The organism is Halioglobus maricola (assembly GCF_009388985.1).
GTDB classification, from domain to species: Bacteria; Pseudomonadota; Gammaproteobacteria; order Pseudomonadales; family Halieaceae; genus Halioglobus; species Halioglobus maricola.
This window is the reverse complement of record NZ_CP036422.1, coordinates 1,055,710-1,080,476: the sequence shown is the minus strand read 5'-3', so window position 1 is coordinate 1,080,476 and position 24,767 is coordinate 1,055,710. Positions and strand designations below refer to the sequence as shown.

Annotated in this window: 25 protein-coding genes; 4 read left to right on the top strand and 21 right to left on the bottom strand. The window is 58.1% G+C overall.

The genetic code is table 11. From position 1 onward, the window contains the following. Nucleotides 1-6 precede the first annotated feature (6 nt). Together EY643_RS04870 and cls are read left to right on the top strand one after the other, a co-directional pair. Nucleotides 7-903 (top strand): tyrosine-protein phosphatase, encoded by an 897-nt coding sequence (locus EY643_RS04870; protein WP_170287282.1) that lies wholly within the window; start codon nucleotides 7-9, stop codon nucleotides 901-903. 2 nt (nucleotides 904-905) lie between these two features. Beyond that, on the top strand, nucleotides 906-2,345 hold the full coding sequence (cls, locus tag EY643_RS04865) for a cardiolipin synthase (protein ID WP_152661134.1): 1,440 nt from the start codon (nucleotides 906-908) through the stop codon (nucleotides 2,343-2,345). Between the two features lie 8 nt (nucleotides 2,346-2,353). Here cls and EY643_RS04860 read toward each other — a convergent pair whose 3' ends face one another. From EY643_RS04860 to EY643_RS04770, 19 genes are all read right to left on the bottom strand, one after another. Continuing rightward, nucleotides 2,354-3,703, bottom strand: coding sequence for a sodium-dependent transporter (locus tag EY643_RS04860; protein ID WP_152661133.1), 1,350 nt, complete (start codon nucleotides 3,701-3,703; stop codon nucleotides 2,354-2,356). A gap of 75 nt (nucleotides 3,704-3,778) precedes the next feature. Continuing rightward, entirely contained in the window at nucleotides 3,779-5,566 is a 1,788-nt protein-coding gene (locus tag EY643_RS04855) for an aminopeptidase P family protein (protein ID WP_152661132.1), read from the bottom strand. Nucleotides 5,567-5,617: 51 nt separating this feature from the next. Beyond that, on the bottom strand, nucleotides 5,618-5,797 hold the full coding sequence (locus EY643_RS04850) for a rubredoxin (protein WP_066050367.1): 180 nt from the start codon (nucleotides 5,795-5,797) through the stop codon (nucleotides 5,618-5,620). Nucleotides 5,798-5,918: 121 nt separating this feature from the next. After that, on the bottom strand, nucleotides 5,919-6,662 hold the full coding sequence (gene gspN, locus EY643_RS04845) for a type II secretion system protein N (RefSeq protein WP_152661131.1): 744 nt from the start codon (nucleotides 6,660-6,662) through the stop codon (nucleotides 5,919-5,921). Nucleotides 6,663-6,665: 3 nt separating this feature from the next. Beyond that, the gene (gene gspM, locus EY643_RS04840) at nucleotides 6,666-7,139 is read right to left on the bottom strand and encodes a type II secretion system protein GspM (protein WP_152661130.1); all 474 of its coding nucleotides are present in this window, start codon (nucleotides 7,137-7,139) and stop codon (nucleotides 6,666-6,668) included. Beyond that, nucleotides 7,136-8,338, bottom strand: coding sequence for a type II secretion system protein GspL (gspL, locus tag EY643_RS04835; protein WP_152661129.1), 1,203 nt, complete (start codon nucleotides 8,336-8,338; stop codon nucleotides 7,136-7,138). The genes gspM and gspL overlap by 4 nt, the downstream gene beginning before the upstream one ends. Before the next feature lie 30 nt (nucleotides 8,339-8,368). Beyond that, entirely contained in the window at nucleotides 8,369-9,391 is a 1,023-nt protein-coding gene (gspK, locus tag EY643_RS04830) for a type II secretion system minor pseudopilin GspK (RefSeq protein WP_170287281.1), read from the bottom strand. Continuing rightward, the gene (gene gspJ, locus EY643_RS04825) at nucleotides 9,372-10,019 is read right to left on the bottom strand and encodes a type II secretion system minor pseudopilin GspJ (protein ID WP_152661128.1); all 648 of its coding nucleotides are present in this window, start codon (nucleotides 10,017-10,019) and stop codon (nucleotides 9,372-9,374) included. Before gspJ ends, gspK begins: the two co-directional genes overlap by 20 nt. After that, on the bottom strand, nucleotides 10,012-10,437 hold the full coding sequence (gene gspI / locus EY643_RS04820; protein WP_152661127.1) for a type II secretion system minor pseudopilin GspI: 426 nt from the start codon (nucleotides 10,435-10,437) through the stop codon (nucleotides 10,012-10,014). Before gspI ends, gspJ begins: the two co-directional genes overlap by 8 nt. Next, nucleotides 10,434-11,009 (bottom strand): prepilin-type N-terminal cleavage/methylation domain-containing protein, encoded by a 576-nt coding sequence (locus EY643_RS04815; RefSeq protein ID WP_152661126.1) that lies wholly within the window; start codon nucleotides 11,007-11,009, stop codon nucleotides 10,434-10,436. The genes gspI and EY643_RS04815 overlap by 4 nt, the downstream gene beginning before the upstream one ends. Before the next feature lie 5 nt (nucleotides 11,010-11,014). Then, on the bottom strand, nucleotides 11,015-11,449 hold the full coding sequence (gene gspG / locus EY643_RS04810; protein ID WP_152661125.1) for a type II secretion system major pseudopilin GspG: 435 nt from the start codon (nucleotides 11,447-11,449) through the stop codon (nucleotides 11,015-11,017). A 4-nt stretch (nucleotides 11,450-11,453) separates the two neighbouring features. Further along, nucleotides 11,454-12,674, bottom strand: coding sequence for a type II secretion system inner membrane protein GspF (gspF, locus tag EY643_RS04805; protein ID WP_152661124.1), 1,221 nt, complete (start codon nucleotides 12,672-12,674; stop codon nucleotides 11,454-11,456). A 13-nt stretch (nucleotides 12,675-12,687) separates the two neighbouring features. Then, complete coding sequence (gspE, locus tag EY643_RS04800; protein ID WP_420841636.1) at nucleotides 12,688-14,208, bottom strand: type II secretion system ATPase GspE; 1,521 nt, start codon at nucleotides 14,206-14,208, stop codon at nucleotides 12,688-12,690. Then, a complete protein-coding gene (gene gspD / locus EY643_RS04795) occupies nucleotides 14,198-16,216 on the bottom strand; it encodes a type II secretion system secretin GspD (RefSeq protein ID WP_152661122.1) in 2,019 nt (672 codons plus the stop codon). Before gspD ends, gspE begins: the two co-directional genes overlap by 11 nt. A gap of 31 nt (nucleotides 16,217-16,247) precedes the next feature. Next, a complete protein-coding gene (gene gspC, locus EY643_RS04790; RefSeq protein ID WP_240732823.1) occupies nucleotides 16,248-17,279 on the bottom strand; it encodes a type II secretion system protein GspC in 1,032 nt (343 codons plus the stop codon). 110 nt (nucleotides 17,280-17,389) lie between these two features. Next, nucleotides 17,390-17,572 (bottom strand): hypothetical protein, encoded by a 183-nt coding sequence (locus EY643_RS04785; protein ID WP_152661121.1) that lies wholly within the window; start codon nucleotides 17,570-17,572, stop codon nucleotides 17,390-17,392. Beyond that, nucleotides 17,565-18,275 carry a tRNA (guanosine(18)-2'-O)-methyltransferase TrmH gene (trmH, locus tag EY643_RS04780; protein ID WP_152661120.1) on the bottom strand — a complete coding sequence of 237 codons (711 nt, stop codon included), beginning with the start codon at nucleotides 18,273-18,275 and terminating at the stop codon, nucleotides 17,565-17,567. The genes EY643_RS04785 and trmH overlap by 8 nt, the downstream gene beginning before the upstream one ends. Before the next feature lie 13 nt (nucleotides 18,276-18,288). Further along, nucleotides 18,289-18,930 (bottom strand): carbonate dehydratase, encoded by a 642-nt coding sequence (gene can, locus EY643_RS04775; RefSeq protein ID WP_152661119.1) that lies wholly within the window; start codon nucleotides 18,928-18,930, stop codon nucleotides 18,289-18,291. Nucleotides 18,931-18,939: 9 nt separating this feature from the next. Continuing rightward, nucleotides 18,940-20,082, bottom strand: coding sequence for a diguanylate cyclase domain-containing protein (locus EY643_RS04770; protein WP_152661118.1), 1,143 nt, complete (start codon nucleotides 20,080-20,082; stop codon nucleotides 18,940-18,942). A gap of 154 nt (nucleotides 20,083-20,236) precedes the next feature. On the opposite strand from EY643_RS04770, the gene EY643_RS04765 reads away from it, so the two are divergent. Together EY643_RS04765 and EY643_RS04760 are read left to right on the top strand one after the other, a co-directional pair. After that, the gene (locus EY643_RS04765; RefSeq protein ID WP_170287280.1) at nucleotides 20,237-21,121 is read left to right on the top strand and encodes a 2-dehydropantoate 2-reductase; all 885 of its coding nucleotides are present in this window, start codon (nucleotides 20,237-20,239) and stop codon (nucleotides 21,119-21,121) included. Further along, nucleotides 21,114-21,770: a lysoplasmalogenase gene (locus EY643_RS04760; RefSeq protein ID WP_152661116.1), complete on the top strand. Its 657-nt coding sequence runs from the start codon at nucleotides 21,114-21,116 to the stop codon at nucleotides 21,768-21,770. The genes EY643_RS04765 and EY643_RS04760 overlap by 8 nt, the downstream gene beginning before the upstream one ends. Here EY643_RS04760 and EY643_RS04755 read toward each other — a convergent pair. Together EY643_RS04755 and EY643_RS04750 are read right to left on the bottom strand one after the other, a co-directional pair. Further along, nucleotides 21,767-23,179: a serine/threonine-protein kinase gene (locus tag EY643_RS04755; protein ID WP_152661115.1), complete on the bottom strand. Its 1,413-nt coding sequence runs from the start codon at nucleotides 23,177-23,179 to the stop codon at nucleotides 21,767-21,769. The two genes, EY643_RS04760 and EY643_RS04755, sit on opposite strands and share 4 nt — an antisense overlap. Further along, nucleotides 23,176-24,756: a sigma 54-interacting transcriptional regulator gene (locus tag EY643_RS04750; RefSeq protein WP_152661114.1), complete on the bottom strand. Its 1,581-nt coding sequence runs from the start codon at nucleotides 24,754-24,756 to the stop codon at nucleotides 23,176-23,178. The genes EY643_RS04755 and EY643_RS04750 overlap by 4 nt, the downstream gene beginning before the upstream one ends. Nucleotides 24,757-24,767: the final 11 nt, after the last annotated feature.

Genomic DNA, 24,767 nt, shown 5'->3' with positions numbered 1-24,767 from the left:
GTTCGCTTGAAGAAAAAGTTCTTATGGGGCGCATTCGCTGTGCTGCTGGTGGCCTTCGCGATAATCCAGTTCGCGCCCTCTCCAGCGGTGATCGTGCCATCCCAATTGCCGCCTGAGCAACGCGCCGCACATCGGGTTTTGAATTTCGAGGGCATTCACAACTTCCGCGACCTCGGCGGATATCGCAGCGAGGACGGTCGCACAGTGCGCTGGGGCAAACTCTATCGATCAGCCAATTTTCACGAGACGAGCCGCGCAGACCAACAGGTTCTGGCCGAACTCGGTCTGGCCAAGATCATTGACTTTCGCTCGGCTCCTGAGAAAGAAGAAGAACCCAATCAATTCTCCGATTTACCACCCTTCGCCATTGTCGAGATCCCGACCATGGACGGCGGCGACAATAATGTCGGTGATGAAATCATGCAGCGCATTGAAAGTGGAGACATGGCCGACTTCGATCCCAACGCTTTCATGATCGACGCCAACCGCCAATTCGCCTACACATTTACGCCTCAATTCAGCCAGTTTATTGGCGAAGTCATCGATAGCGGCGATAGTGCGGTGGCCTGGCACTGCAGCGCCGGCAAGGACCGCACTGGCTATGCCGCTGCAATTCTGCTGCGCCTACTGGGAGTGCCAATGCAAACGGTGATGGAAGACTATATGCTGAGCAAGCAATACGCACTCGAAGCACGGCGCGGCACACTGAGGCTGTTACGAATCGCCAAAGGTGACGAAACTGCAGACAAGGTGGCCACTCTGCTCGGCGTCGAAACCGAATGGCTTGAGGCGGCGTTCGATGAAATAGACGAACGCTGGGGTAGCTTTGAAAACTATACATCCGAGGGGCTTGGTCTGACGGATAAAGACATCCAGGCTCTCCGGAACAGCCTGCTGGAGTAGCCATGGACGCGAGCTGGGTTACCACCACGATTGCAATCGCCGTAGCACTGTTTTATTTGGCGGCGATTGCGGCAGCCGTGGAAGCAATCCTGCAAGCACGAACACCTCAGGGCGCCATCGCCTGGGCAATTTCCCTCCTTAGCTTTTCCGTTATCGCTCTGCCGCTATACCTCATTCTTGGCCGCAACCGCTTCGCAGGATACCTTGAAAAACGCGACCATATGGAGCGCGAGTCACAAGCACTGATCCACCGCACCAACAGTAATATCCAGGAGTTCGTTGTGCCTATTGGCAACGATTCTCCCATGTACACCAGCTTGTTCAACCTCGCCCGAATGCCCGCCACACGCGGCAACCAGGTTGATCTACTGATTGATGGCGAGGCGACGTTCGACGACATTCGCCGCGGTCTTGAAGCAGCGCAGAACTATATCCTGTTCCAGTTTTACATCATGCGAGACGACAATCTCGGTCGCGAACTCGGCCGCATACTGGCGGACAAGGCCCGCGCTGGTGTAGCGGTCTACGTGATATACGACGAAATAGGCAGCCGCAAGTTTCAGCGCTCCAGGCTCTGCAAACAGCTGCACATGAGCGGGGTGAACGTTGCGCCATTCAATACAACACAGGGTCGCCGCAACCGCTTCCAGCTCAACTTTCGCAACCATCGCAAAGTCGTAGTGGTGGACGGCCGCGAGGCCTGGGTGGGTGGCCACAATGTCGGTGACGAATACCTGGGGCGCGACAAAAAAATCGGACATTGGCGCGACACTCACGTGCGTTTTCAGGGGCCGTCTGTGATCGGTGCAGAGCAGGCGTTCGCGACCGACTGGCTTTGGGCCAAAGGCGAAGACTTGAACATCAGCTGGGACCTCAACAGCGAAGCTGAAGGCGACAGTACCGTTCTCGTGTTCCCCTCTGATCCAGCCAGCGAGTACGAAGAAGCCGGGCTGATGTTTCACCAGACGATTGTCGCTGCCCAGCAACGCATCTGGATCGCCAGCCCCTACTTCGTACCAGACCGGGGGATTATTTCGGCACTGCAGCTGGCAGCCCTGCGCGGTGTCGACGTTAGGATCCTGATCCCCGACGAACCTGATGGCCCGATGGTTGCGATGGCCAACTGGTCATTTACTCGCGAGTTGCTAGCCGTCGGGGTAAAGGTTTACCGCTATCAGGGCGGGTTTATGCACCAGAAAGTGCTACTGATGGATGATCGCCTCGCGGGCGTGGGCACGGCAAACTTCGACAACCGCTCTTTCCGGCTGAACTTCGAAATCACCCTGTTGGTGCACGATGTATTTTTCGCCCGGGAAGTAGAAGCAATGCTGAACACCGACCTGGAGCGTTGCCGCCAGGTCAGCCTGGAAGAGTGTATGGACAAGCCCGCCTGGTTCACAGTAGCAATGGCTACAGCAAGGCTATTTGCCCCTGTGCTGTAACGCGAATTCTACTCTGTCACGCCTCTGATAATAATAATCAGAAGTGCTGGCGGCACCACGAATCGAATCAGGAAATACCAGATAGCATGCCCTCTCGGCCCGAGGGTAGTGAACTCCTCCCGACTGAACTCCCGCTTCATTCCCCAACCGGCGAAAATTGCGATCAACAGCCCGCCCACAGGCAGCAGAATGTTCTCGTAGAGATACTCCAGGAACGCATTGAAATTCACTCCGGCGATACCAACGTCTTTAAGCACGTTGTATGAGAGCAAGCTGAACACGCAGAAAAACGCGATAGATCCAACAGAAATTATTGCAGTCTTGTGGCGCGGAATACTGTAGCGCTCTTCCAGCCAATGGTTGACCGTCTCCAACAAGCCAACCATCGACGTTATTCCGGCCACCGACAACATCAAGAAGAATAATACACCGAACAGGTAGCCGCCCGGCATCTGGGCAAAGGCAACGGGCAGTGTCTGGAAAATAAGCCCGGGGCCGCCAGCGGGATCGAGGCCATTGGCAAACACGGCTGGAAAAATCACGAGCCCCGCCAGAAGAGCGACACCCGTATCTGCAATCACAATAATGAAGACCGACTGGGAAATGGATATCGAGCGCGGCAGATAGGAGCCATAAGTCATCATGCCTCCCATCGCTACACCAATAGAGAAAAATGCCTGACCAATGGCCGCCAGAACTGTTTCACCATCGACTCTGCTGAAGTCAGGCGTGAACAACCAGGCGATCGCCTCTCCAAAGCCACCAGCGAACACATTGTAGATAGCCAAACCCAGTAAGAGCAGAAACATCAACGGCATCATGACTCTGACGGCCCGCTCAATCCCCCCCTGCAGGCCCGAATAAATAATCAGGCCAGTAATAGCCAAGCCAACAAGGGTCCAGAACAGCATGCCCGTGGTATCTGCCAGAACGCTCTCGAACTCGGCCTGTGCCGAGATAGCGGTGACGTCGATAAAGCCAGTTGTCACCGCCTTATACAGGTACCACAGCACCCAGCCGACGATACCTGCGTAGATTATCTCGATCACATAAGCGGCCAGCAGTCCCAGGCCACCTACCCCGCTCCAGACCCGCGGGCGCTTGCTTTCAACCGCCACATTCGCCATGGCTGTCACTGGATTACCCTGCCCGCGCCGGCCAATCATCAACTCGGACATCAGAATAGGTACACCAATGCCAAAGGCACAGGCCAGGTAGATAAGAACAAAGGCAGATCCACCGTTCTCGCCCGCTACATAGGGGAAACGCCAGATATTTCCGAGGCCGACGGCAAAGCCGACCGAAGCCATTAGAAATGCAAATCTCGATGACCAATGCGCGCCGCCGGCTGCAGCCATGGTGTTTTCTCCAAATTTCTTGTTATTGGGCGCAGTCTACACACACGCCCTGTGCCTTACAAAGGGATAGAAGCTTCAGGCAGCGATGGCGGCCGTGGCGTTATTGAGCCAATCCAGCACCGCCCCTTCGAGGCGGGGAGCGATCGCCGCGTGGACCTGCTGGTGATAATCGTTGAGCCAGGCCAACTCTTCCGCCGTCATCAACGCCACGTCGATCAGGCGTCGATCGAAAGGCACCATGGTCAGCGCCTCAAACCCCAACATGGGAGTTTCTGTATCCTCGCTCACCGGCTGCACAACGACGAGGTTTTCGCAGCGAATACCATATTCGTTATCGCGGTAGTATCCAGGCTCATTGCTCAAGATCATGCCAGGCTGCAAGGGGAAGGGATTGTGCGCCTTGGCAATGCGCTGGGGGCCCTCGTGCACGCTCAGGTAAGCGCCGACACCGTGGCCCGTGCCGTGATCAAAGTCGCAACCCTCACGCCACAGGAACTGGCGCGCGAGGACGTCAAGCTGGGAACCGGTAGTACCGCGCGGAAAACGAGCCTGGTCCAGAGCGATATGCCCTTTTAGCACCAGAGTGAACATGCGGCGAATTTCCGCGCCCGGATCACCAATAGCGACAGTGCGGGTAATATCGGTGGTGCCATCGGTGTATTGACCACCGCTGTCCACCAGGTATACCGAGTTCTCACTCAGTGAACCGGGCTGCTCGACATTCTGGTGATTGTAATGGCACATAGCGGCATTGCCACCGGCGGCAGAAATCGTGTCGAAAGACGGGCCGCGATAGTGCTCGCCCTCTTCGCGCAAACTTCCCAACTTGTCTGCCAGGGTAGCCTCGTCGTGCATATTACCTGCAGCCACCTCCTCATCGAGCCAGTGCAAGAACCGGACTTCAGCCACAGCATCACGTAAATGTGCCTGGCGCGCGCCTTCTATCTCGACGTCATTCTTGCTCGCCTTGGGCATCAGCACAGGGTCTTCGGCAGCGACCAGTTCCGCTCCGCCGCGCTCCAGGCAGAGCTGAGTCCAGGCGTTAGCACTGTTTGGATCTGCCAGTACGCGCTGTCCGCGACATGCCAGCAGCGAGGCTTCTGCTTCGCTCTCCGGCAGGAATTCAACTCCCGGCCCGATATGCTCTTTCAGGCCCTCGGGCAACCGCCCGGCATCGACAAAGACAGTACACTTCCCGTCAGCCCGCAACAGGGCGAAACTTTGCAGGATGGGCAAACATGGAATATCCGTGCCGCGAACATTCAACAGCCAACTCACTGAATCCGGGGCGAAGATCAGGGCAGCATCGGCACCCTTAGCCACTATCGCCTCAGCGATATTGCCGCGTTTTTGTACACTGCTCGCGCCGGTATAGTCTTCGCCGAGCAGCACCGCCGGGCTCACTCGGGGCTCGGGACGGTCGTCCCAGCAACGGTCAATAAGATTGTCGCTATCCGCGGCGAGCTCAAGATCGGCAGAGGCTAAAGCTGCACCGCTCTGGCGAAACCAGGCCAGGGTGTGCAGACGCGGATCGCAGGCGACGGAACTACCGGCAGGCAGGGCCGCACACAACCAGGCTATGGGTGGTTCGTCTATCAAGTGGTGATAGGCGAACAGGTCAGGGTCTACTTCGTTACGAACCTGAACGGTATATCGGCCGTCAACAAAAATGGCCGCGCTCTCTGCAAGCACCACGATGGCACCCGCAGACCCGGTAAATCCGGAAACCCACAGCATTCTTTCGTTATGTTCGGGGAGGTACTCCCCCAGGTACTCATCGGCCCTGGGGATGATCAGGGCATCGTAGCCGCGTTCGCGCATCAGCACACGAACTGCGGAGAGACGGTCGGCAATTACAGACATACATGGAATCCGGAAAAAATATGCCGAGATTCTACCGGATTCGCGTGGCTTTTACTCCTCGTAGAGGTCGAAATCAGCCTTGGAAATCCCGCAATCAGGGCACTCCCAATCCTCGGGAATATCTTCGAATCTGGTGCCCGGGGCGATGCCGTCATCGGGCAAACCCTCAGCTTCGTCGTAAATAAAGCCGCAGATCACGCATTCATACTTTTTGTAGTCGCTATCGCTCATTCAGAAATTCTCCTTGAAGATCCATTATTTACAAGAGGTCACGATTATAAGAACTCGTAGATTCAGTGGCCAAACCTGCGGCTCAAGCAAGTAAACCACGCCTGAGGAAACGCCCTGCAGCTTACATCGTGCCCTGCAGTTTGACCCGGTAATTGCCGCCCTCAGGGGTGGCCACTAACTGCAAGGACTGCTCCAGCATTGGATCAGCCAGCCCCGGGCCACTGAGCAAGACATCCACGGTGTATTCCCGCCCTCTCAGGCCAAGATCGCCCTCGGCCTGCAGCTCGCCTGCCAGGGTAATGACTTCACCGGCCAGAGTGCCATCTTCCAGCTGGTTAAATTCAAGCGCATAGTCGCCCAAAGACCGGGGGGCACCTCCAGCTTGCCAACCACCCTGCTGCCATACCAGACGCCCCTGAGCCCCAGTCACTAAACCATCGCGGATCTCAATCTGCGGCGCTTGCAGGGAAACCAGACCGGTAAGCTGGAGCGGCAGGAAGTGTTTCACCAACTCTGCAGGTACCTGTGCATCCAAAGCTGCCAGATCGATGTCTTTGCTGCCATGCACCGTGAGCAAGGCGTTCAAATGCTGCTGCCCCCAACTGCTCGAAAGTTCGACGCGCGGCGCCAACAACAGCAGCGACCAGGGTTTCAGTTTCCACTCCAGCTCGCCGAGATGAAACATTCCTGCATCCGTACGCACAATGGCTCGGCTGGCTGCGCCATGCCAGAGGCTACCGCTCACACCCTGAAGCTCGGCCTGCCCGGCGGGCACAAACAGCAACACCAGACGCGCCGGCGCCAGAACAACAAGACACAACACCAGAAACAGGACTGCGATCAGCCCAATTTTTAAACGACTCACTGTTTATCCCGCCTGTGCCAGCCGAACGGTGGCATTAACACGACCGCTGCCGCCACCAGGCGTAATGGACGCCTCCTGAACAGACAGGCCTTCGCGATACTCCATCTGGTGCAACCAGGATAACAACTGATCAAAGGCTACCGCCTCCATACGCACCTGCACCTCGCCTCGAGAATTCGGCTGAAGCCGGGTTACCTGCAAGCCGAGCGCTGCCGTCGATCGGTTGATCACCGTGGTGAGATTACGCCGGTTGCCCTGGCCCGCACCGGATTCACGCAGTTGTAAAACCTGCGAAGCCATCACATCCACCCGCTGCAGCGAGGCCGCCAATGCCTCGTTCTGACGCGCCATTTCATCTCGGGCGCTTGCAATCGGAGCAACCGCCAAGGCGTATACAAAATAGAGTGCCAGCGCCAATCCCAGCAAAACCAGACTGAGCTGCTCCCTTTGCGTGAGGCTCTCGTACCACTCCTTCACGACCGATCCCTCACTCTCAGGCGCGCTCTAACTCGTTCGCCCTGGGCACTGGAATTCTCCATGGTGGCCTCGAGGCCTGCACCGTTAATACCTTCGCGCACCCGTTCCACTTCACCGTAATTTGCAGCGAGAATATTCAGGCGCATTTCATCGGCCTTGGCGTTGTAATTGATACTGACAATATTCGTGCCCTTACTCGTACTCACAACTTTGCCGACGCGCTCCATCAGACTGGCAAAGCCACTCGCGGCCCCTGTCCCACTAAGCGCACCCAACTGGTTGCGCAGCTGCTTCTCGACATCGGATATCGCGCCGCGGGGAAACACCTGACGGAAACTGGCTTCGCGGGCACCGCGCAGCGCAAGGTTTTGCTCTTTTAGCTGGCGGTAGTCAAAACCGGTTGCCACCATGTGCAAGGCCAGGCCGACAGCAAATAACACCGCGGCCACTTTGGCCTGACGCCACCAACGCGCAAGAGGCAGGCGCCTTGCATACTCTCCCTGGCGCAGATTGAGCGCCGGGTTCGGTTGTTCTGCCAGCATCATGGCAGAATAAAAGTCGCCCCTGCGCCATTGTGCGCGCCCCCGCAGTGACTCCGGCAGCAGAGCGATGTCCTCGTCTTGCTGCTCACCGTACACAATGACAGCATCGGGCTCACCATTATCGGCCTGCGCGGCAGCAAGGAACGCAGGCAGCATCTCTCGCTCGATGGCAAAGCCGTCACAGGCACCGGTGCGCACAATCGCAACTCCCGCCTCCAACACCAGACACCACTCGCCTTCCTGCCACGGAAGCAACAATGGTTCAGGAATCCACTGACCAATTTCAGGCAATGAAGCCAATGAGTTGGCGTATTCGCGCATGTGCTCAGTGCTGCTGACCGCTACGGCGTATTCCAGCGGCGCGACCTCACAGCTGGCAAAATGCAATTCATCGACATCAACTGCCAGTTCCTCTTCCAGAGTAAACGGCAGTGACTTGCTGAAGTGACGCTTTTCAGGAGCCGTGATGGTCAGGCTCAACAGGCGAACGTCTCCCCCCGGTACCGCGAATATGGGCACGATGCGGCTCTCTGATATGGCTGCGCGCAATGCGAGCTGTTCAGCCTCCAGATGAAGGCTATGCGCACCCGCGCTGGCCCCCGGCGGGTACCAGGCAAGCTCGCCGTCGATCCGGCGGATTATTGCTGTGTTCTGCAAGGTGGTTCCTACTCCCGGGATTGGGCGGCACTACAAGCCGCCACTGGATCTCATCATCACACTGATCTGGCGGTTGGTGCGCTCAAGCACACTGTACATTTGCGTGTGTCGGTCGGCAACTTCCACCGTCGCACGCAGTAAGAACCACGACGAATCTTCACCGACATACCCCCTCACCTCGGTCATCGACTCCGCCCGGTCCGCCACAGCCGGATGAGAGAAAAAATCTTCCTTGTCGGCAAAGCCGTTTTCAGCGCGGTACTGCACAATACTCTCGGCATCAAACTCACTGAGCGGCTCGAGGCTGTCATCCGGGCCAAGCGAACGCAGCACCATGCCCGGTGCCGTGTGAATATTCAACAGCACTGGCTTAGTGGGCCATACCGTCACCCATGGCGCCAGCGCAAGATAGAGCTCCGGCGTCACTCCACTGACAGCGCGCAATTCACTCACGCTGACCATCGGCCTGTTGCCGGCGCGATAAGACGGTGTGAGGCCATAGTAATAATCGTCTTCGGCACCGTCCGGCCGAACACTGTTGTCACTATCGAGCCAGTCGCCGATAGCCTGGGTCAGCGCGATCGCTTCAATCTCACCGAGCCCAGCATCTCCAAGCGCCCGCAACAATCGCACGAACTGTTTCTGCGCAGGCGTCAGCTGCCGGCGCCCCTCGGACTCAGGAGCACGTTCAGCCAGGGCATTGAGGTTAAAACGCCCCTGTAAATCTTCCAGTTCCCCGACCAGCCAACCGCCTTCTTCCAGTGGATAAGGTTGCGCTTCCCGCGCCCAGATCTCGCCGAGATCATCGCGATTAAGTTCCGCCTTGCGATCGGCATCGTCATCCGCCAGCAGGGCCAGGCTCGCAAGCCCCTCTGCACCCAGTAGATAGGCCCTGGACTGGGCCATCACCAGGGCGTTCGAACCCTGCTGGTAAACCCGGTTGAAATCGCGGGTCATCGCGACAATCAATACACTGCACAGGGCAAATACCAATAGCGCCAACACCAGGGCGGCTCCACGCTGTTGCGGCAGACTAGAGCGGCGGCAATACATACAGCCTCCTCATCTCACCCCAATCTTCAAGCGCCAGCTGGACTTCCAGCGCCAGCGGCGGCTCAATCAAACTTCCGGGACTGGAAGGATCGGCAATCCAGCTCTCAGGCCAGTCACGGGTTTCGACTTCAGTGCCACGCGTGCTGGCCTGCAAAGCGGCGGCGGACTCCAAAAAGAACAGATTCATGGACTCCACCCCCTCCAGCAACTTCACCTGCTGGGGCTGGGTGTCGTCAGCTCGGTCAAGCACCGGATAGGAATCGCGCCACAGCACACCGTCTTCAACCCGGTAGTTGACCCGCTGCACTTCACTGCGCGCTACGCCGGTCGGGTTGTGCCAGCCGCCGCGACTGAAACTCAATTGGAACCGTGCTGCCGGGCCGCCGATCAGCGCGGACTCCCACTCACCGAACTCGTCCCGCACAGGTCGCTCTACAAAGTGGTCGATGTCACGACTGAGTATCATCCAGGCCCGGTTTATCTCGTAACCCCGCTTGGCCGCCCTCTCATTGGCCTCTGCTCCGAGCATCACTGTGGACAGGCTGCTATAGGCAATCGTGGAGACGAACGCCGTAATCGCCAGTGCGATCAGCACCTCGATCAGAGTGAAGCCACGCGCGCTATCCACCGGGCTGCTCCTCTGTGTCGTCCTGCAGTGAGGCCAGGTCTCCGCTCAGGAACGCAACCAGCGTATACAACGGTTCCTCCGCGTCACCCTGATCCAACGCGACATCAATTTCCACACGATAAAAGTCCGGCACTTCGGTAGCGGCACTCTCCAGCCACCAGTACCACTCGCGACCAGCCATCTCTTCCGAGCCGCTTTCCTTGCCCTTGAACAGTTCTTGTCTTACCCGCGACAGCAGGCGCAACTCAGCCAGTTTATTTTCCGCCACAACATGTGCCAGAGACTTGTCCCGCAGATAGCCAGTGGCGTCGATCTGGCTCGACAGGGCCACCAGCAAAGCCGGCAGGGCCAGGGCAACGATCGCGAGCGCGACCATGACCTCAACCAGGGTAAAACCCTTGGTCGCCGGCGACCTCATGATTCGTCAAACTCCGATTCTTCACCACGATGCAAGGCGCGAAAATTCCCCAGCAGGTCCCACTCCACTCGCCACAGCAAGTCGCCAGTATCACTCGCACGAATGACCAGGTTACCCGGTGCAGTTTCGCCGCTTGAGTAAAATACGATTTGCGGTTCGGGCAGCTCTTCGCGAGGGGAAAATACATCTTGTTGCAGGAGCACACCATCAAGTTCCAACTCCAATTCAACGCCGGGTGGGAGCTCAAGCTCTGCAAAAACGTCTTTGCCGCTGCGGGGAGCGCTCCATCGATCGGGGCCTCGCTCCAGCCATTGCAGCGTATAAGAAGGGTCACGACTGTACTCTCGCACAATCAACAGGCCGAAGTCCCAGCCGAGAAATTGTGCCTCATCCAGTGCATAGGTGGCCGTATCAAGGAGCTCGTCGACCTGCCCCTCTAACTCATAATCGCCGGCACCACCGCCGACGTTGAGTGTCACCAGGGATGTCACCAGCACTACCACGAATAGAGTCACCAGCAATTCCAGCAGGCTGAAGCCTCGCTGTGACGTCCGCCGAAACGGGTGACTCATGAGATTTACTCTTCAGCTTTCCAGTTGCCCACATCGGCGTTCTGGCCCTCCCCTCCGGAAAGACCATCAGCGCCCAGCGAGTAGATATCCACCTCGCCATTTTCACCGGGGCTCAGATACAGATAGGGGCGACCCCAGGGGTCCAGAGGGACTTCGGACAGATAGCCGCCCTTTTTGAAGTTGCGCGGTTCCGGGTCCAGCGTACTGGCCTCAACCAATGCGTCCAGGCCCTGCTCTGTGGTTGGATATACGTAGTTATCCAGCCGGTAAATCTTCAGCGCCGTTTCGATCGACTTGAAATCTGCGTGGACTTTCTGCACTCGGGCGTCGTCCGCTTGATTGAGCACCGTGGGTGCTACCACACTGATTAACAGGCCCATGATGACCAGCACCACCAGGATTTCCACCAGCGAGAAACCCGCCTGTCTAGAAGCATTCATATCGTCATTTCACCATTGTGTTCAAATCAAAAATTGGCAACAGGATAGCCAGTACAATCATCAGTACCAGGCCGCCCATCACCACAACCATCAGCGGTTCAAACAGGGCCATCATTGTACCGAGCGTCATCTCAAGTTCGCGCTCCTGATTACTCGCTGAACGCTCCAGCATTGTCTCAAGTTCGCCACTGGCCTCGCCGCTGGCCACCATATGCACCATCATCGGCGGGAAACGCCCGCTCTCACGCAACGCACGGTGCAAACTGCCTCCCTCGGCTACCATCTCCGCGACCTTCTGACTATCTTCGCGCAACACCCGATTGGTGAGTACCTGGCCTGCGATCCGCAGTGACTCAAGCAGCGGCACGCCGCTCGCCATCAGGATGCTCAGGGTGGACGCGAAACGGGCCGTATCGAGGGCGATAATCAGGCGAGAGATACCAGGCACTCGCAACAGCAGGCTATGCCAGGCTCGCTTGCGTCCTTCATTGCGCAGCAAGCGTTGGACCACAACCACAAGGGCGACCAGCACCAGCAGCATCCACCCGCCCCACTCTCGCAAAAAATCACTGCTGGCTATCAGACCTCTGGTCAGCGCCGGGAGTTCCCGACTGGAGTGGGTGAAGATTCCCACCAGTTCGGGCACCACGAACACCATCAAGGCCGTGACAACTGCGACAGCGACACCCACCAGAATAAAGGGGTAGATCATCGCCATTTTCAACTTCTGGCCGGTGTACTGGCGCTGCTCGGTGTAGTCGGCCAACTGTTCCAGGACCGGGCCCAGAAAACCGGCGTGCTCGCCCGCGTTGACCATCGCCCTGTACATTTCGTTGAAAACCTGAGGAAATTCACCCATGGCATAGGCCAGGGTATAGCCCTCTGCCACCCGGCTGCGCACCTGCAACAGAAGCCCTTTGATCCGCGCACTGCGGCTCTGCTCTGCAGCTGCCTGCAGCGCTTCGTCAATCGGCAGGTTGCTTTGTACCAGGGTCGACAATTGTCTCGTGACCATCGCCAGATCCCCCGGACTAATACGGGGCTTAAACAGTGTGGGCCGCCAACTGCCGGTGTTCGCGGCCTGACGATTTGCCTCTGCCACTTCTACCGGACGCAGGCTCTTGCTGCGCAACTGGCCTCGTACCTGGCGCTCGGAGTCACCTTCAACAACACCTTTAACCAGCTTGCCTTCCTGGTTGAGTGCGCGGTAGCGATAGGCAGTCATGTGTGGCCTCGGCTCAGCTGACGGCGGTGACGCGGAGGACTTCCGCTATGCTGGTTTCGCCGGCGAGAATACGGCGGCGTCCGTCTCCTTCGATCCCGGGGTAGTGTTCGCGTGCATGGGCGAGCATGTCCTGCTCACTCGCGCCTTCATAGATAAGGCCGCGCAGGGTCGTATCCACTTCGATCAATTCGTAGATACCGGTCCGGCCGCGGTAGCCTGAGTAGTTACAGTGCTTGCAACCGCGGGGCTGGAAAAGCTGTACATCCTCGCCAGCAGCCAACCCGAGCAGCTCAGACTCGCCTTCGGTCGCAGGAGCCGACTCCTTGCACTCAGGGCACAGTAGACGCACGAGACGCTGGGACATGACCGCCAGCAGGCTGGACGACAACAGAAAAGGCTCCACCCCCATATCCTTTAACCGGGTAACGGCGCCAATGGCCGTATTGGTATGCAAAGTCGACAGCACCAGGTGGCCCGTCAGCGATGCCTGCACCGCAATTTCAGCAGTCTCAATGTCGCGAATCTCCCCCACCATGACGACGTCCGGGTCCTGCCGGAGAATAGCGCGCAGTCCGCGGGCAAAGGTCATATCCACCTTGGTATTGACCTGGGTCTGACCCACTCCCGGCAACATGTACTCAACCGGGTCTTCAATCGTCAGGATATTCCGCGAGCTCTCATTGATGCTGGAAAGGCCGGCGTAAAGCGTGGTGGTTTTACCCGAACCGGTAGGTCCTGTAACCAGGATAATCCCGTGCGGACTGTGCAGGTGGCGTCCATAGGCCTCCTGTACCTGCTCATTCATATTCAGCTGTTCGAGCTGTAACTGGCCTGCGGCGGTATCGAGCAGGCGCAGAACGACCCGCTCGCCATGCGCAGAGGGGATCGTAGACATCCGAATATCTACCGCATGGCCGGCTATCCTCACCGAGATACGACCATCCTGAGGCACGCGCTTTTCCGCGATGTCCAGTTTGGCCATTACCTTGAGCCGGGACACCAGCAGCGGCGCAAGCATACGTTTGGGCGAGAGCACTTCAGCAAGCACACCGTCAATGCGATAGCGCACGCTCAGCCGATCTTCGAAGGTTTCAACGTGGATATCCGAGGCCTTATCACGCACAGCTTGTGACAGGATGGCATTGATCAGCCGAATGATGGGCGCGTCATCTTCCGCTTCCATGAGGTCTCCGGCCTCGGGAATTTCGTCCGCGAGTCGACTGAGATCGACATCAGCACTGATGTCCTCAGCCATTTGCACCGCCTCGTTGTTATCGCGTTGATAGGCAACCGTCAGGCGGCGCTGAAACTCCTCGGCGCCAACCTCGTGCAAAGAAAACGGCTGCTGCAGGAAACGGCGTAATTCGACCAATACCTGAAGCGCCGGCTTGCCGTGATAGAGAATTTCAGGTCCTTCACTGCCGTCGACCAACAGCACACCCTGCTGCTGCGCAAACGCAAACGGCAGGCTGCGCCTGCCAGCGGGCTGACCGCCCTGCAGGGGTTCGGGCGCTATGTCGGCCTCAACCGTCACCAGGTGCGGCCTCGTCCGTCATCTGTTCCAGCTGTTTGATCTGCTCATCCCACTCGGGCAGTACCGGCAGGTTCCCGTCATCGAGGAACATCAGCCCCTGCTCCCGGCGGAGCAACTGCTGATCGCGAATGTAGCGGTATTTCTCCGCGGTCGCGCCGTCCATTTGTGCGTCGTCACGAATAATTGTGGGACGAATAAAAATCAGCAGATTGGTCTTGTCTACCTCGACCGCATCACTGCGAAAGAGGCGTCCCAGGAACGGAATATCGCCAAGAATAGGCACCTTCTGCTGGCCGTCCTGGGCGCTGTCCTCTATAAGACCACCGAGCACCACGATCTGGTTGTCATTGGCCAGAACCGTGGTCTGAATTTTACGTTCACTGGTGATCAGGTCAGCCGCGTCAGAAATCGCCGAGGCACCTACGATAACGTTCGATACCTCCTGCTCAATATCCAGCACCACCGAGTTACCTTCATTAATGCGCGGTGTGACCGACAGGGTAATACCCACGTTCTCACGCTCGATGGTCTGGAAAGGATTGGTGGAACCGCTATTGGAACCTGTGTTGGTATAGGAACCAGTGATAAAGGGTACGTTCTGGCCAACCGTGATATAGGCCTCCTGGTTATCCAGGGTGAGCAGGCTGGGTGTCGACAGAATGTTCGCATTGCCCGCGGTCTTCAGCGCGTTGAGCACGACGGTCATCGTCAGGTCATCATCCACGCTACCCCAGCCCAGAGACATACCGGGAATCCCGGCCAGAGCACCCGCCAGATCCTGGGAGCTGAAACTGCCGTCCCCTGAATCGCCATCATCACCATCGTCGGGGGGGGTAATGGCGCCCGCAAGGCGCTCCGCCGTACTTTGGCTGTTGATATTGCTGCCGTAAAAGCCCCCGTCATTGGCAAACAACCACTGCAGACCGAGTTCCTGAGCATCCGAGGCTGTCATTTCAACAATAATGGCCTCTACCAACACCTGGGCTCGACGAATATCAAGACGATGAATCACCGCCTCCAGCGCCGCCATCTCGTCTGCATCGGCGGTAATAATCAGCGCATTGGTACCCTCATCCGCTTCAATCGTGGAGGTGTTGCCACTGGCGCGACGCTTGCCCTCGCCCTCATCCAGCTTGTCGATATTCTGCATAACGCGGGTCAGAACTTCCGCGATTTCGGTGGCCTGGGCGTATTCCAGGTACACCACTTTCACATTGCCACTTTGCTCCAGCGGCGTATCAAGATGACGAATCAACTGAGCCGCCCTGGCTCGCTCCAACTCATCCCCGGTAACCAAAACACTATTGGTGCGGGAGTCAGCCACCAGCAACATTTCGGGCTCCGCACCACCGCTCTGCTTGGCTTCCGATTTACTGAGCTGATCGATCATCGACACCACATCTTCAGCCACCGCATAGCGCAGTTGAATAATGTCGGTTTGCTGCACAGCGGAGTTATCCATCCGCTCGATGATGCCGCGGATCCGATCAATATTGGCCGAGACATCGGAAATAATGATGGCATTACTCGGCGCGTAGGCGGCCATATGGGCTTGCTGGGGTACCAATGGACGCAGCACCGGAATCAGTTTTGCGGCGGAGATATTGTCCAGCCGAATAACCTGGGTGACATATTCATCCGCCGGGCGGCGGCTTTCATCCGCAATGGAAACCGGTGACGAGCGTGCATCCTTGCTCGGGATAACGCGAACAACACCGCCGCTGCGCACCGCTGTATATCCATGCACTTCAAGGATCGACAAGAACAGATCGTACAGCTCGTCGCGGGAGACCGGTTTACTGGACACCACTTTGACCTTGCCCTTGACCGCGGGGTCGACAACGATGGTCGTTCCCGTGACCTCCGCCACGAACTTGATTAGCTCCTGAATGTCAGTTTCTTTCAGGTTAACCGTAAAGTCCTGAGCGGATGATGGCCCGGCAGTAACGGCCAACGCCAGCAAGACAGCCCCCAGGGGTATACGTAGCTGGGAAAAAAGTGCTCTCACGAAATATTGTCCTCTGTCCTGAGTGCGATCATCATTGTGCCTGCGTCTCGCCCAGGCTCACCGTGATGGATACTGGTTGGTCGCCGCGCTCCAGTTCGAAAACCGCCTCCGTCGCAGTGCGCAAAGTCTGGTAAAGGCGCATGGTGTTGGAAGGGTCATCGAGCGCAATGCCATTCACGCTGGTAACGAGATCACCGGATTTAAATCCCAGTTGCTTGAACTGATCCTTGTCCTTGCCCGGCGATACGCGGTAACCCTGCAGGTTGCCGTCGTTGCGCACTGCTGCCACATTGACCACCTCGGCCAGTGACTGGGGATTCTGATAGAGCCGCTCCCGGTACCCTCGGGCGAGTTCAGTCGCCGAGGTATCACTGCGCTTGTCTACTTCCGCCTTCGTCAGCGTCTTGCGCTGCGGTGCGGGTTTACTCCGGGTATCGGCCTGGACATCCAGTTCCGTTTCTTCAAACAGGGTGAGCAACTCGTAAGTACCGCCGTTATCCAGCACCACCTGTCGCTGCATCACCTTGGCCAGGGTTACCCGGCCCGACACCGGCAATTTATCTTCAACGGCATAAACTGCCTGCTTGTTACGATGCTCAATAATGGCGTGACCGAGACCGTCCTCAGTAGACGCCACCACGCCGCGCAATTTCAGCTGCAGGCGCGACTCACGAGCGCCCTTCTCAATCCCTTCGCGGGCCAACGCGTCACTGGTCTCAGTGACTACCTCTTCAATCACGGCGGGTGCCTCTGCGCCAACTTCGCCAAACAGGTGCCAGTCGCGCATGGCCTCAATATCGACCTCCGCCCGGCCGACGCTGTCGCCCTGAAACTGGATGGGGTTGATGGCAGGGGCGACCTGGCTGATCTCTTCTGCGGGAACGGCGAGTGCCCAGACAATCCGGGCAAGCGAATATAGCAGCCAGCAAACAAGCAGGACGATGGCGAAATTGCGGATACGGCGTAAATTCGTCGGCTGGCCAATCTGGCGCAGCACAGGATCAATGAAGGCACTGATCCGGCCTGAAACGTCGCTGGTTTTGCTGAGCCACTGGGCTGGCAAGGACTGACTGCTCTCTCTGTGCACGCTTCGCGCGCAGGTTGATAGATTCGCTCGATTATAGGGGGCAAAGACTAAAGTTAAAACCGCGCGATTGCGGAGTTTCCAAGGAATTATCCCTGCAAAAAATAACGCCCTATCGCCAGAACGAGGGAGAGGCCGACCAGCGGGTATATCCAGCGGCTCAGTTTCTGCGCCTGCTCTGGCTCCATCGGCTTGGCAAATCGCTCAAGAACGAAGGAAATCAGCGCAATTCCGCCGAATATTGCGACCAGCAATATCAGTAGATTATCCATTTTCAGCTCCTGAGAGGGGCGCCTCACCGCGCCGTACACTTGCATACCAGTCTGAAGGACAGTCGATCTCCCCCTCCTCATTCAGTGAGGGATAGGCCAGGCCCCGCTCGCGACAGAACTCAGCGACCGAACTGTGCCCCCACTCGAAGTAGGTTCGCTCATAAATGTCCCGATCCAGGCGAGGACGATCGTACATGCCCGCTTCCTGCCGTTGCCGCTGCGCCTCAGCGAGAATAATACCGGCAGCAACCGACACATTGAAGGATTCCACCATACCGACCATGGGAATAGTGACACACTGGTCTACCTGCGCGGCGGCGACCGCGCTCAAACCGCGTCGCTCCGCCCCAAGCACCAAGGCAGTGGGCCGCGTGTAGTCCACACTTCGGTAATCCTCCGCTGAATCATCCAAATGAGCCGCCACAGTCTGAAAACCCTCCGACCGCAACCCAGCGAGGGCATCGCCAGCACAGCTGTGCCTGATGACATCTACCCAGGTATGCGAACCCATGGCGGTGCCGCGGAAGGCGGTATAGTCCTCATCGCCCACCACAGCGTGCATCTGCGCCACACCGACAGCGTCACAATTGCGAACAATGGCGGATAAGTTGCGCTGTTTGTGGACAAAATCGGTGACCACGGTGAGGTCAGGTTGGCGCCGGTCCAGGACTCCCCGCAGCCTGGCAATACGCTCCGGCGTCATTGTGTCTGGACGCTCAGCCGCCAGGCGATAGGCGATAGGGCTTAGCCACGCCCTCGGGGCCGTCTACCGCGCAGCCGAGGTCGCGCAACAGTCCGTCCTTGAGGCTGTATACCCAACCGTGAACCGAGAGCGACTGCCCACGGGCCCAGGCATTCTGGACGATGGAGCTGTGACACACATTGGCCACCTGATGCTCCACATTGAGCTCTACCAGCCGATCCAAACGCTCACTCTCATCGGCAATTGCATCAAGTTCGGGGCTGTGGGCAGCCAGTACATCCTTGATATTGCGCAGCCAGTTATCGACCAGGCCAGTATCGCTGTCGCCATAAGCCGCCGCCACGCCGCCACAGCCATAATGCCCGACAACCATCACGTGCTTGACTTGCAACACTTCTATCGCGTACTGCATGACCGAAAGGCAGTTCAGGTCGGTATTGACCACGATGTTGGCCACATTGCGGTGCACAAAGACTTCTCCCGGCAACAGATCAACGATCTGGTTCGCCGGAACACGGCTGTCAGAACAGCCAATCCATAAATAATCGGGGCTCTGTTGCGCTGCCAGGCGTTCGAAAAATTCCGGGTCGTCTGTTTTTACCCGCTCAGCCCATTGGCGGTTGTTTTCAAATAGTGTTGTCAGCTGTTTTGTCACAGGGGGTCCTCAAACTATCAGGGTACTCAGGCGCGAAATGTTGGTGTTATTGCCGCCCATCGCGCGCGCTGATTCTAACGCTTTCTCACCTACCGATTCTATCTGTCTGGCCAATTGCTTCATATCAACCGCCGGGTAGTGCTGAGGTTCCCAGGAGACAAGGCCAACGCTTATGGTGACCTGAAGCACGGCACCGCGTCCATCATCGATAGCAAAGTCCTCTATATCCTGCCGCATCCGCTCGGCGATATCCTGCCCCAGCGCCTCGCCACACCCGCACAGCAATACCGCAAGACGGGAATGTTCCAGCCGCGCCATCATATCGGTAAGGCGCAAGTCAGACGAAATTCGCTGCGCTACTCGTTTCAAAACGAACTGGCTGCGTTCTTCGCCATAGTGGTCGTGCAGCTCGGCGTACTCGTCGATCTCCATGAGCAGCACCGTGATCGGCTGGTTATTTCGCCGCGCCCGCGAAATTTCACGGGACAGATCCTGCTGAAAACCAAGTGCATTAGCGACCCGGGTCAGCGGATCGAGACGAATCAGGCTCTCTACATGCTGGCGCTGAACCCCGGTGCGGTAGCTGCGAGACACGATAGCTGCAATATGGGCGATAAGATCCTCTTCGGCCTCTCCGAAGCTGAGCCCCTCTTCCTGAATACCCAGATGCAGACTGCCGATCAGACGGCCCGATTCCATGAGCGGCATCATCAGTGCGTAGTCAATGCCGTGCTCAGACTTGAGGACTTCAAACATCCTGGAATCGGTCGCGTCGATCAGCTCCACATCCGGCTCCAGATCGTAAAGCTCCTGCAGCGCAAAGGCGTCATGATGAATCTGCAGGTAATGCCCGAAGCGTTCGCCACCGGCAATCAGCTCATCCAGGCTTCCCTCCGGATCAAGCAGCCAGAGTTCGGCCACCCTGTAAGAGAAATGGCGCGGGAAGCTGAAAATCAGCACCTCAAGCAGTGAGGTTAAATCGGGAGCATCCAACAGCATGTGTTCGAATTGCTGGCATTGCTGGTAGAGATAACGATTGAGCGGAACGGTTTCGGAGATACGGCGCTCGCGCAATTCCGCGCGTGAAGTCGCCGGAGGGGCACCCTGGATTTCTTCCCGGTGCAAACGGCCTGTACCGTTTTTATCTGCCATGTACCACCCACGCTGGCCGGGCTGACGACTCCCCGGGCTAATTTTTATAGGTCTCCTAGTTTATGCTCGCATTTCCGCCGATGCAATCTGGATGACTTCCTCCGCAGGATCAAACAATGGCATAGTGTGTCGCTGCTACTATCGCGAGACTCACATGCCCACAAGCTGGCACATTCTCGGTGCAGGGGCTATTGGTTGCCTGTTTGCCGACGCCCTCACAGCGCAGGGGATTACAACCACGCTGGTGCTGCGCGACTGCGCCGCTAGCGCACCTTTATTGACTCTTGAGCGGGACGGCAAGACCTACAACCGGCAGCTGGCCAGCACTCCAGCCTCCGCAGCAGATCAAATTTCGCGGTTGCTCGTCACCACCAAGGCCTACGACGTGGTTTCAGCTATCGGGTCTGTGCGCCATCGGCTGGCCCTCGGAGCTGACGTGGTACTGCTGGTCAACGGCCTTGGCTATGCAGACCAGGTCGCTCAAATTGCACCCGACATCACGCTGTACAGCGCGACCACCACGGAGGGTGTTTTTCGGCGAGGCCCCTGGGATTTCTGTCACGCCGGCCAAGGGGTAACACTGGTGGGCGCAATGACCGCAAGCGCTCCGGCAGACTGGTTCACTCCCTGGCAAAACCTCGGCTTGAAATGTCGATGGACTGAAAGCATCGAGCCCGCGCTATGGCACAAACTGGCCATCAATTGCGCCATCAACCCACTCACCGCCATACACCGCTGCCAGAACGGAGCGCTAGCGACCCGGCCTGAGCTGGCGGCCCAGGTGCGACAGCTATGCAGTGAAATCGCCCGGGTTTCCGCCGCCGCAGGCTTTGAGAGCACCGCCAACAACATCGAGCATGACGCCTTTACTGTCATCGAAAATACTGCAGAAAATCGATCTTCCATGCTTCAAGATACCCTGGCCGACCGGCCCACTGAGATCGATTTCATTACTGGCCACCTTGTCGCCAGGGCTGATCAGCTAGGCGTTGCGGCCCCGCTGAATAGCAAACTACTGGAGCAAATTAGACATGCCTGACGCTTTCTGGGATTCAGCCGGGCTTCCTCTGGCGATGGGATTACTCTCAACCCTGGCGCTCGTAGCCTGCGACTTTCGCGGCTGGCGCCCTGGGCGCTACCTGTTTAAGCCCCTGTCCGCACTGGCTTTTATCTGGCTGGCCTGGTCGCTGGGAGCAACTCAATCCAGTTATGGCACCACGCTTCTAATTGGTCTTGCGCTCTGCATGGTCGGTGATCTGGCGTTGATGTTCGAACGCGAAGATGCCTTCCTGCTAGGGCTCGTCGCGTTTCTTAGCGGCCATCTCGCCTACGTCGCGGCGTTTGCGCTTCTGCCTATGAATGCCACCGGACTATGGACTTCATTGCTTCTCGCGACAGGCCTGGTTACGGGGAGCCTCCGCTGGCTGATCCCACATATTTCCGGGGTGATGCGATATGCAGTACCCCTCTATATTCTCGTCATCGCTTCGATGCTGGTTGTCGCTGGCGGGACGATGGGACTGCCGGCCAGCGCTCTTATCATTTCAGGGGCCTGGGCATTTGCGATTTCGGATCTCGCCGTGGCCCGACGCCAATTCATCAGCTCGTCGCGCTACAACCAGCTTTGGGGCACACCACTGTATTTTCTCGCCCAGTACCTGCTTGCGTCATCGGTCGCCTTCTACTAATCCGGATACACAGCGGCAACAAGGTGCCTGATCTCCAATGCCCAGCGTTCCGGCGCAGCGTCCGCAAAAAGCAGCCGCTGTGCCCTGCCCTGGCCAGAGGAGCCCTGGCGTTCCAGTGCCAAAAGACAGATCGCATCGGCGCAACGGAGACGTACCGCCACGATATCTCGCGATTCTGATAGCTCCGCCGCGCCACCGTAAACCACACTGGGGCGCGCGGCCCCACCCAGACGCACCCCGGGAATATGCGACTCCAGCTCGCGACTGAGCAACAACCCAATTGCGCTCACATCGACTTGCGGCGCGGCCCAGGCGGCAGATTGGGGATCTACATCCGTTAAATCTATCTCTATCGCAACTACCTCAGGCTGTATCCACCATGCAAAGCCCGCACAGAAAAGCACCGCAGCACCGAGCAGCCCGATTCGCCCGGCCGTTGAAGCGGGCATCCATTTGCTCCAGATGGCGCGTAACGCTGCGCCGCGCCTGGCGCCCAGCCGACGTTCCTGCAGCTGGCCCGGAATTTCCAGCGGCACATCGGTTGCCGATTCAGGCCGAAAACTCGGTTTCGCTTGCTGCAACAGGTCCGACGAGCCCGCCGATGACTGTTCAAGGCGCAGTGCACGCAGGATGCGTCGCACCTGATGCGTATCCTGAAGCCGCTTGGCAGGGTCGCGCTGCAACAATTGCCGCACCAGGCTGACCAGCGCCGGAGGAACCTCGGCAGCCACTTCTGGGGCATCCAGTGCCGACAGGGGGTAGTGCTCGGCCAATAGAGCCTGTCGGGCAGCGTGAGATGTACTCGGGAATGCGTGCTCGCCAGTCAGCATGCGATAGAGCAAGCGCCCCAGGGCGAAGAGATCTGCGCGCACATCGACAGTCTCGCCCAACAGCTGCTCCGGCGCCACTGCCGAGAGACTGCCCCCGGTGACGATATCATTGGCTCCCGGAAGCCCACTGGCGATACCGAAATCTACGAGGCGGGCCCGCCCGTCGGCAGTGACAAGCACATTGGAAGCCTTGATATCGCCATGGACCACTCCGATCTGGCGCGCTGCAGCCAGCGCAGCTGCAACATCACTCGACACCCTCAGGACGCTGCTGACGCGGAGTCGGGTGTTTGCCAATAGATGCTCCAGATCGACGCCGGGGACATACTCCATGACAAGCACCAGATAACCTGATGATTCAATGACATCGTAGATTCTAACCACGCGTTCATCGCGCAAACTCGCCACCAGACGAGCCTCGCGCATGGCCGTTTTGCGCGCCAATCGTCCATCGGGCAGGCGGTGAATTTTTATAGCGACCTGCCGATGGAGGCGCGAATCGTAGCCAAGATAGACCTGCCCCTGTCCACCTGACTCGATCAGGCGGACCAGTTCGTAAGGGCCTATCGACGTTTTCACGGACCCCGGTGCAGGGCCTGCTCCTGACGCAGGCGGGCCCTTAGACCGCTGGGAGAAATTTCGAGTTGGCGGGCGACTTTCTCAGCATCCCCACTGCACCGGGCCAGAGCGTCGCGCAGTTCGTCCTCAGAGATATCAGCAGCGAGACGATAACGCTCATCACTGGCGATTTTTCTATACACCGCCTGTCGACTCACATTCAGACTGCGAGCAACCGGGCGCACCTCACATTCATGCTCATGCATCGCCTTGGCAAATTCCTCCTCAGTCACATCCGCGATCTGGCGCAAGCGCTGCTCGACAGTGGGCGCTTCACTGACACCAGGACCGCCGCGCGCGGCGCCCTGCATGAACATATCGAGCAAGGGAGCGGGGACCACCAGCGCCGTGCGGCTCGCCACCGCTACCTGGCGGCAGGCATTCTGCAGCTGGCGAATATTTCCAGGCCAATCGCAGCGCAGGCACTCGTAGTAAAAATTCGCCCAACCGGCCACCTTTCTGGCGGTGTTTTCTGGCCCGGTCAGAAGCCGTTCACGCCCCTGTCCCGCGAACGACTGCTGGAGAAAATAGCTGAGTAACTCGCCAAGGTCCTCGCGGTGTGCACTGAGCGGCTGCAACACAATCTCCAGCGCCGCGAGGCGATGACGTAAAGCCGCATTGAAACCGTTCCCACTCTCTTTGTTGTCGACATCTGCGTCAGTAGCGGAGATGACGCGAAGCTCCACTTTTGTCACCTCACCCCCCACTGCCTGGATCTCGCGCTCCTGCAAAGCGCGCAGGAGTTGGGGCTGCACCTCAGCGGGGGCGTCGCCGATCTCATCCAGAAACAGTATTCCCCCAGCTGCTTGCTGGAAGTAGCCAGGGCGGCTCTTGTCAGCGCCGGTGTATGCCCCCCGGTTTGCACCGAACAGGGCCGCGGGTGCCAGCGACGCCGGTATAGCCGCCATATTCACTGTGACCATACGCCGCTGGCTACGATTGCTAGAGGCATGTATTGCCCTCGCCAGAACTTCCTTGCCAGTCCCCGTCGCACCACGCAGAAGAACATCCATATCGGTGCCGGACACCTGCGCCAACTGGTGCCGCAGTGATTGGGTGTAGCTACTGGAACCGACCAGACCATAATCGAGCGCCTCGGTTTCTGCCTCGCGCTCCTGCCCCATCGCGAGCCACAACACCACACAGTGAGCCAGCAAAATGGCCACGCCCCGCTCCAACTGCTCTTGATCGATCAATAGATCGCCGTCAAGTTCCGCGCCGTCAACACGGCAGCGACTCGCGTGAGGTTCGCGTTGCAGATGGAGGCCCGCCGCTGTGAATTCTATACAGAGTGCGCGACGGCTCAAATAGGGTTCATCCAGGTACCTCTCACGCCCGCCTGGGACTTGGCGAAACCCCATGGTTTCGCGGCCGAGAATGATGGGTGCGCGCGACCGGGGAATCAAAGCGTAGTCGCCCACTCGCGTCAGATCCGGATGGTAGACAATGGTGGCAATCAGACGATTTCTCGGGCGCAGCCCTGGAAGGGCTGCATCCAATGATGGCAGCGTGGATTCAGTAGCGTCAGTATCAGGCATACGCTTTCCTG

Bases quoted from the DNA above. Each gene is read 5' to 3' on its own strand.
- cls (WP_152661134.1), top strand. From the start codon at position 906: ATGGACGCGAGCTGGGTTACCACCACGATTGCAATCGCCGTAGCACTG.
- EY643_RS04765 (WP_170287280.1), top strand. From the start codon at position 20,237: ATGCCCACAAGCTGGCACATTCTCGGTGCAGGGGCTATTGGTTGCCTG.
- EY643_RS04850 (WP_066050367.1), bottom strand. From the start codon at position 5,797: ATGAGCGATAGCGACTACAAAAAGTATGAATGCGTGATCTGCGGCTTT.
- gspK (WP_170287281.1), bottom strand. From the start codon at position 9,391: ATGTATTGCCGCCGCTCTAGTCTGCCGCAACAGCGTGGAGCCGCCCTG.
- EY643_RS04770 (WP_152661118.1), bottom strand. From the start codon at position 20,082: ATGGCAGATAAAAACGGTACAGGCCGTTTGCACCGGGAAGAAATCCAG.
- trmH (WP_152661120.1), bottom strand. From the start codon at position 18,275: ATGACGCCGGAGCGTATTGCCAGGCTGCGGGGAGTCCTGGACCGGCGC.
- gspI (WP_152661127.1), bottom strand. From the start codon at position 10,437: ATGAGGTCGCCGGCGACCAAGGGTTTTACCCTGGTTGAGGTCATGGTC.
- EY643_RS04860 (WP_152661133.1), bottom strand. From the start codon at position 3,703: ATGGCTGCAGCCGGCGGCGCGCATTGGTCATCGAGATTTGCATTTCTA.
- EY643_RS04760 (WP_152661116.1), top strand. From the start codon at position 21,114: ATGCCTGACGCTTTCTGGGATTCAGCCGGGCTTCCTCTGGCGATGGGA.
- gspG (WP_152661125.1), bottom strand. From the start codon at position 11,449: ATGAATGCTTCTAGACAGGCGGGTTTCTCGCTGGTGGAAATCCTGGTG.
- EY643_RS04855 (WP_152661132.1), bottom strand. From the start codon at position 5,566: ATGTCTGTAATTGCCGACCGTCTCTCCGCAGTTCGTGTGCTGATGCGC.
- EY643_RS04750 (WP_152661114.1), bottom strand. From the start codon at position 24,756: ATGCCTGATACTGACGCTACTGAATCCACGCTGCCATCATTGGATGCA.
- gspF (WP_152661124.1), bottom strand. From the start codon at position 12,674: ATGACTGCCTATCGCTACCGCGCACTCAACCAGGAAGGCAAGCTGGTT.
- EY643_RS04815 (WP_152661126.1), bottom strand. From the start codon at position 11,009: ATGAGTCACCCGTTTCGGCGGACGTCACAGCGAGGCTTCAGCCTGCTG.
- EY643_RS04785 (WP_152661121.1), bottom strand. From the start codon at position 17,572: ATGGATAATCTACTGATATTGCTGGTCGCAATATTCGGCGGAATTGCG.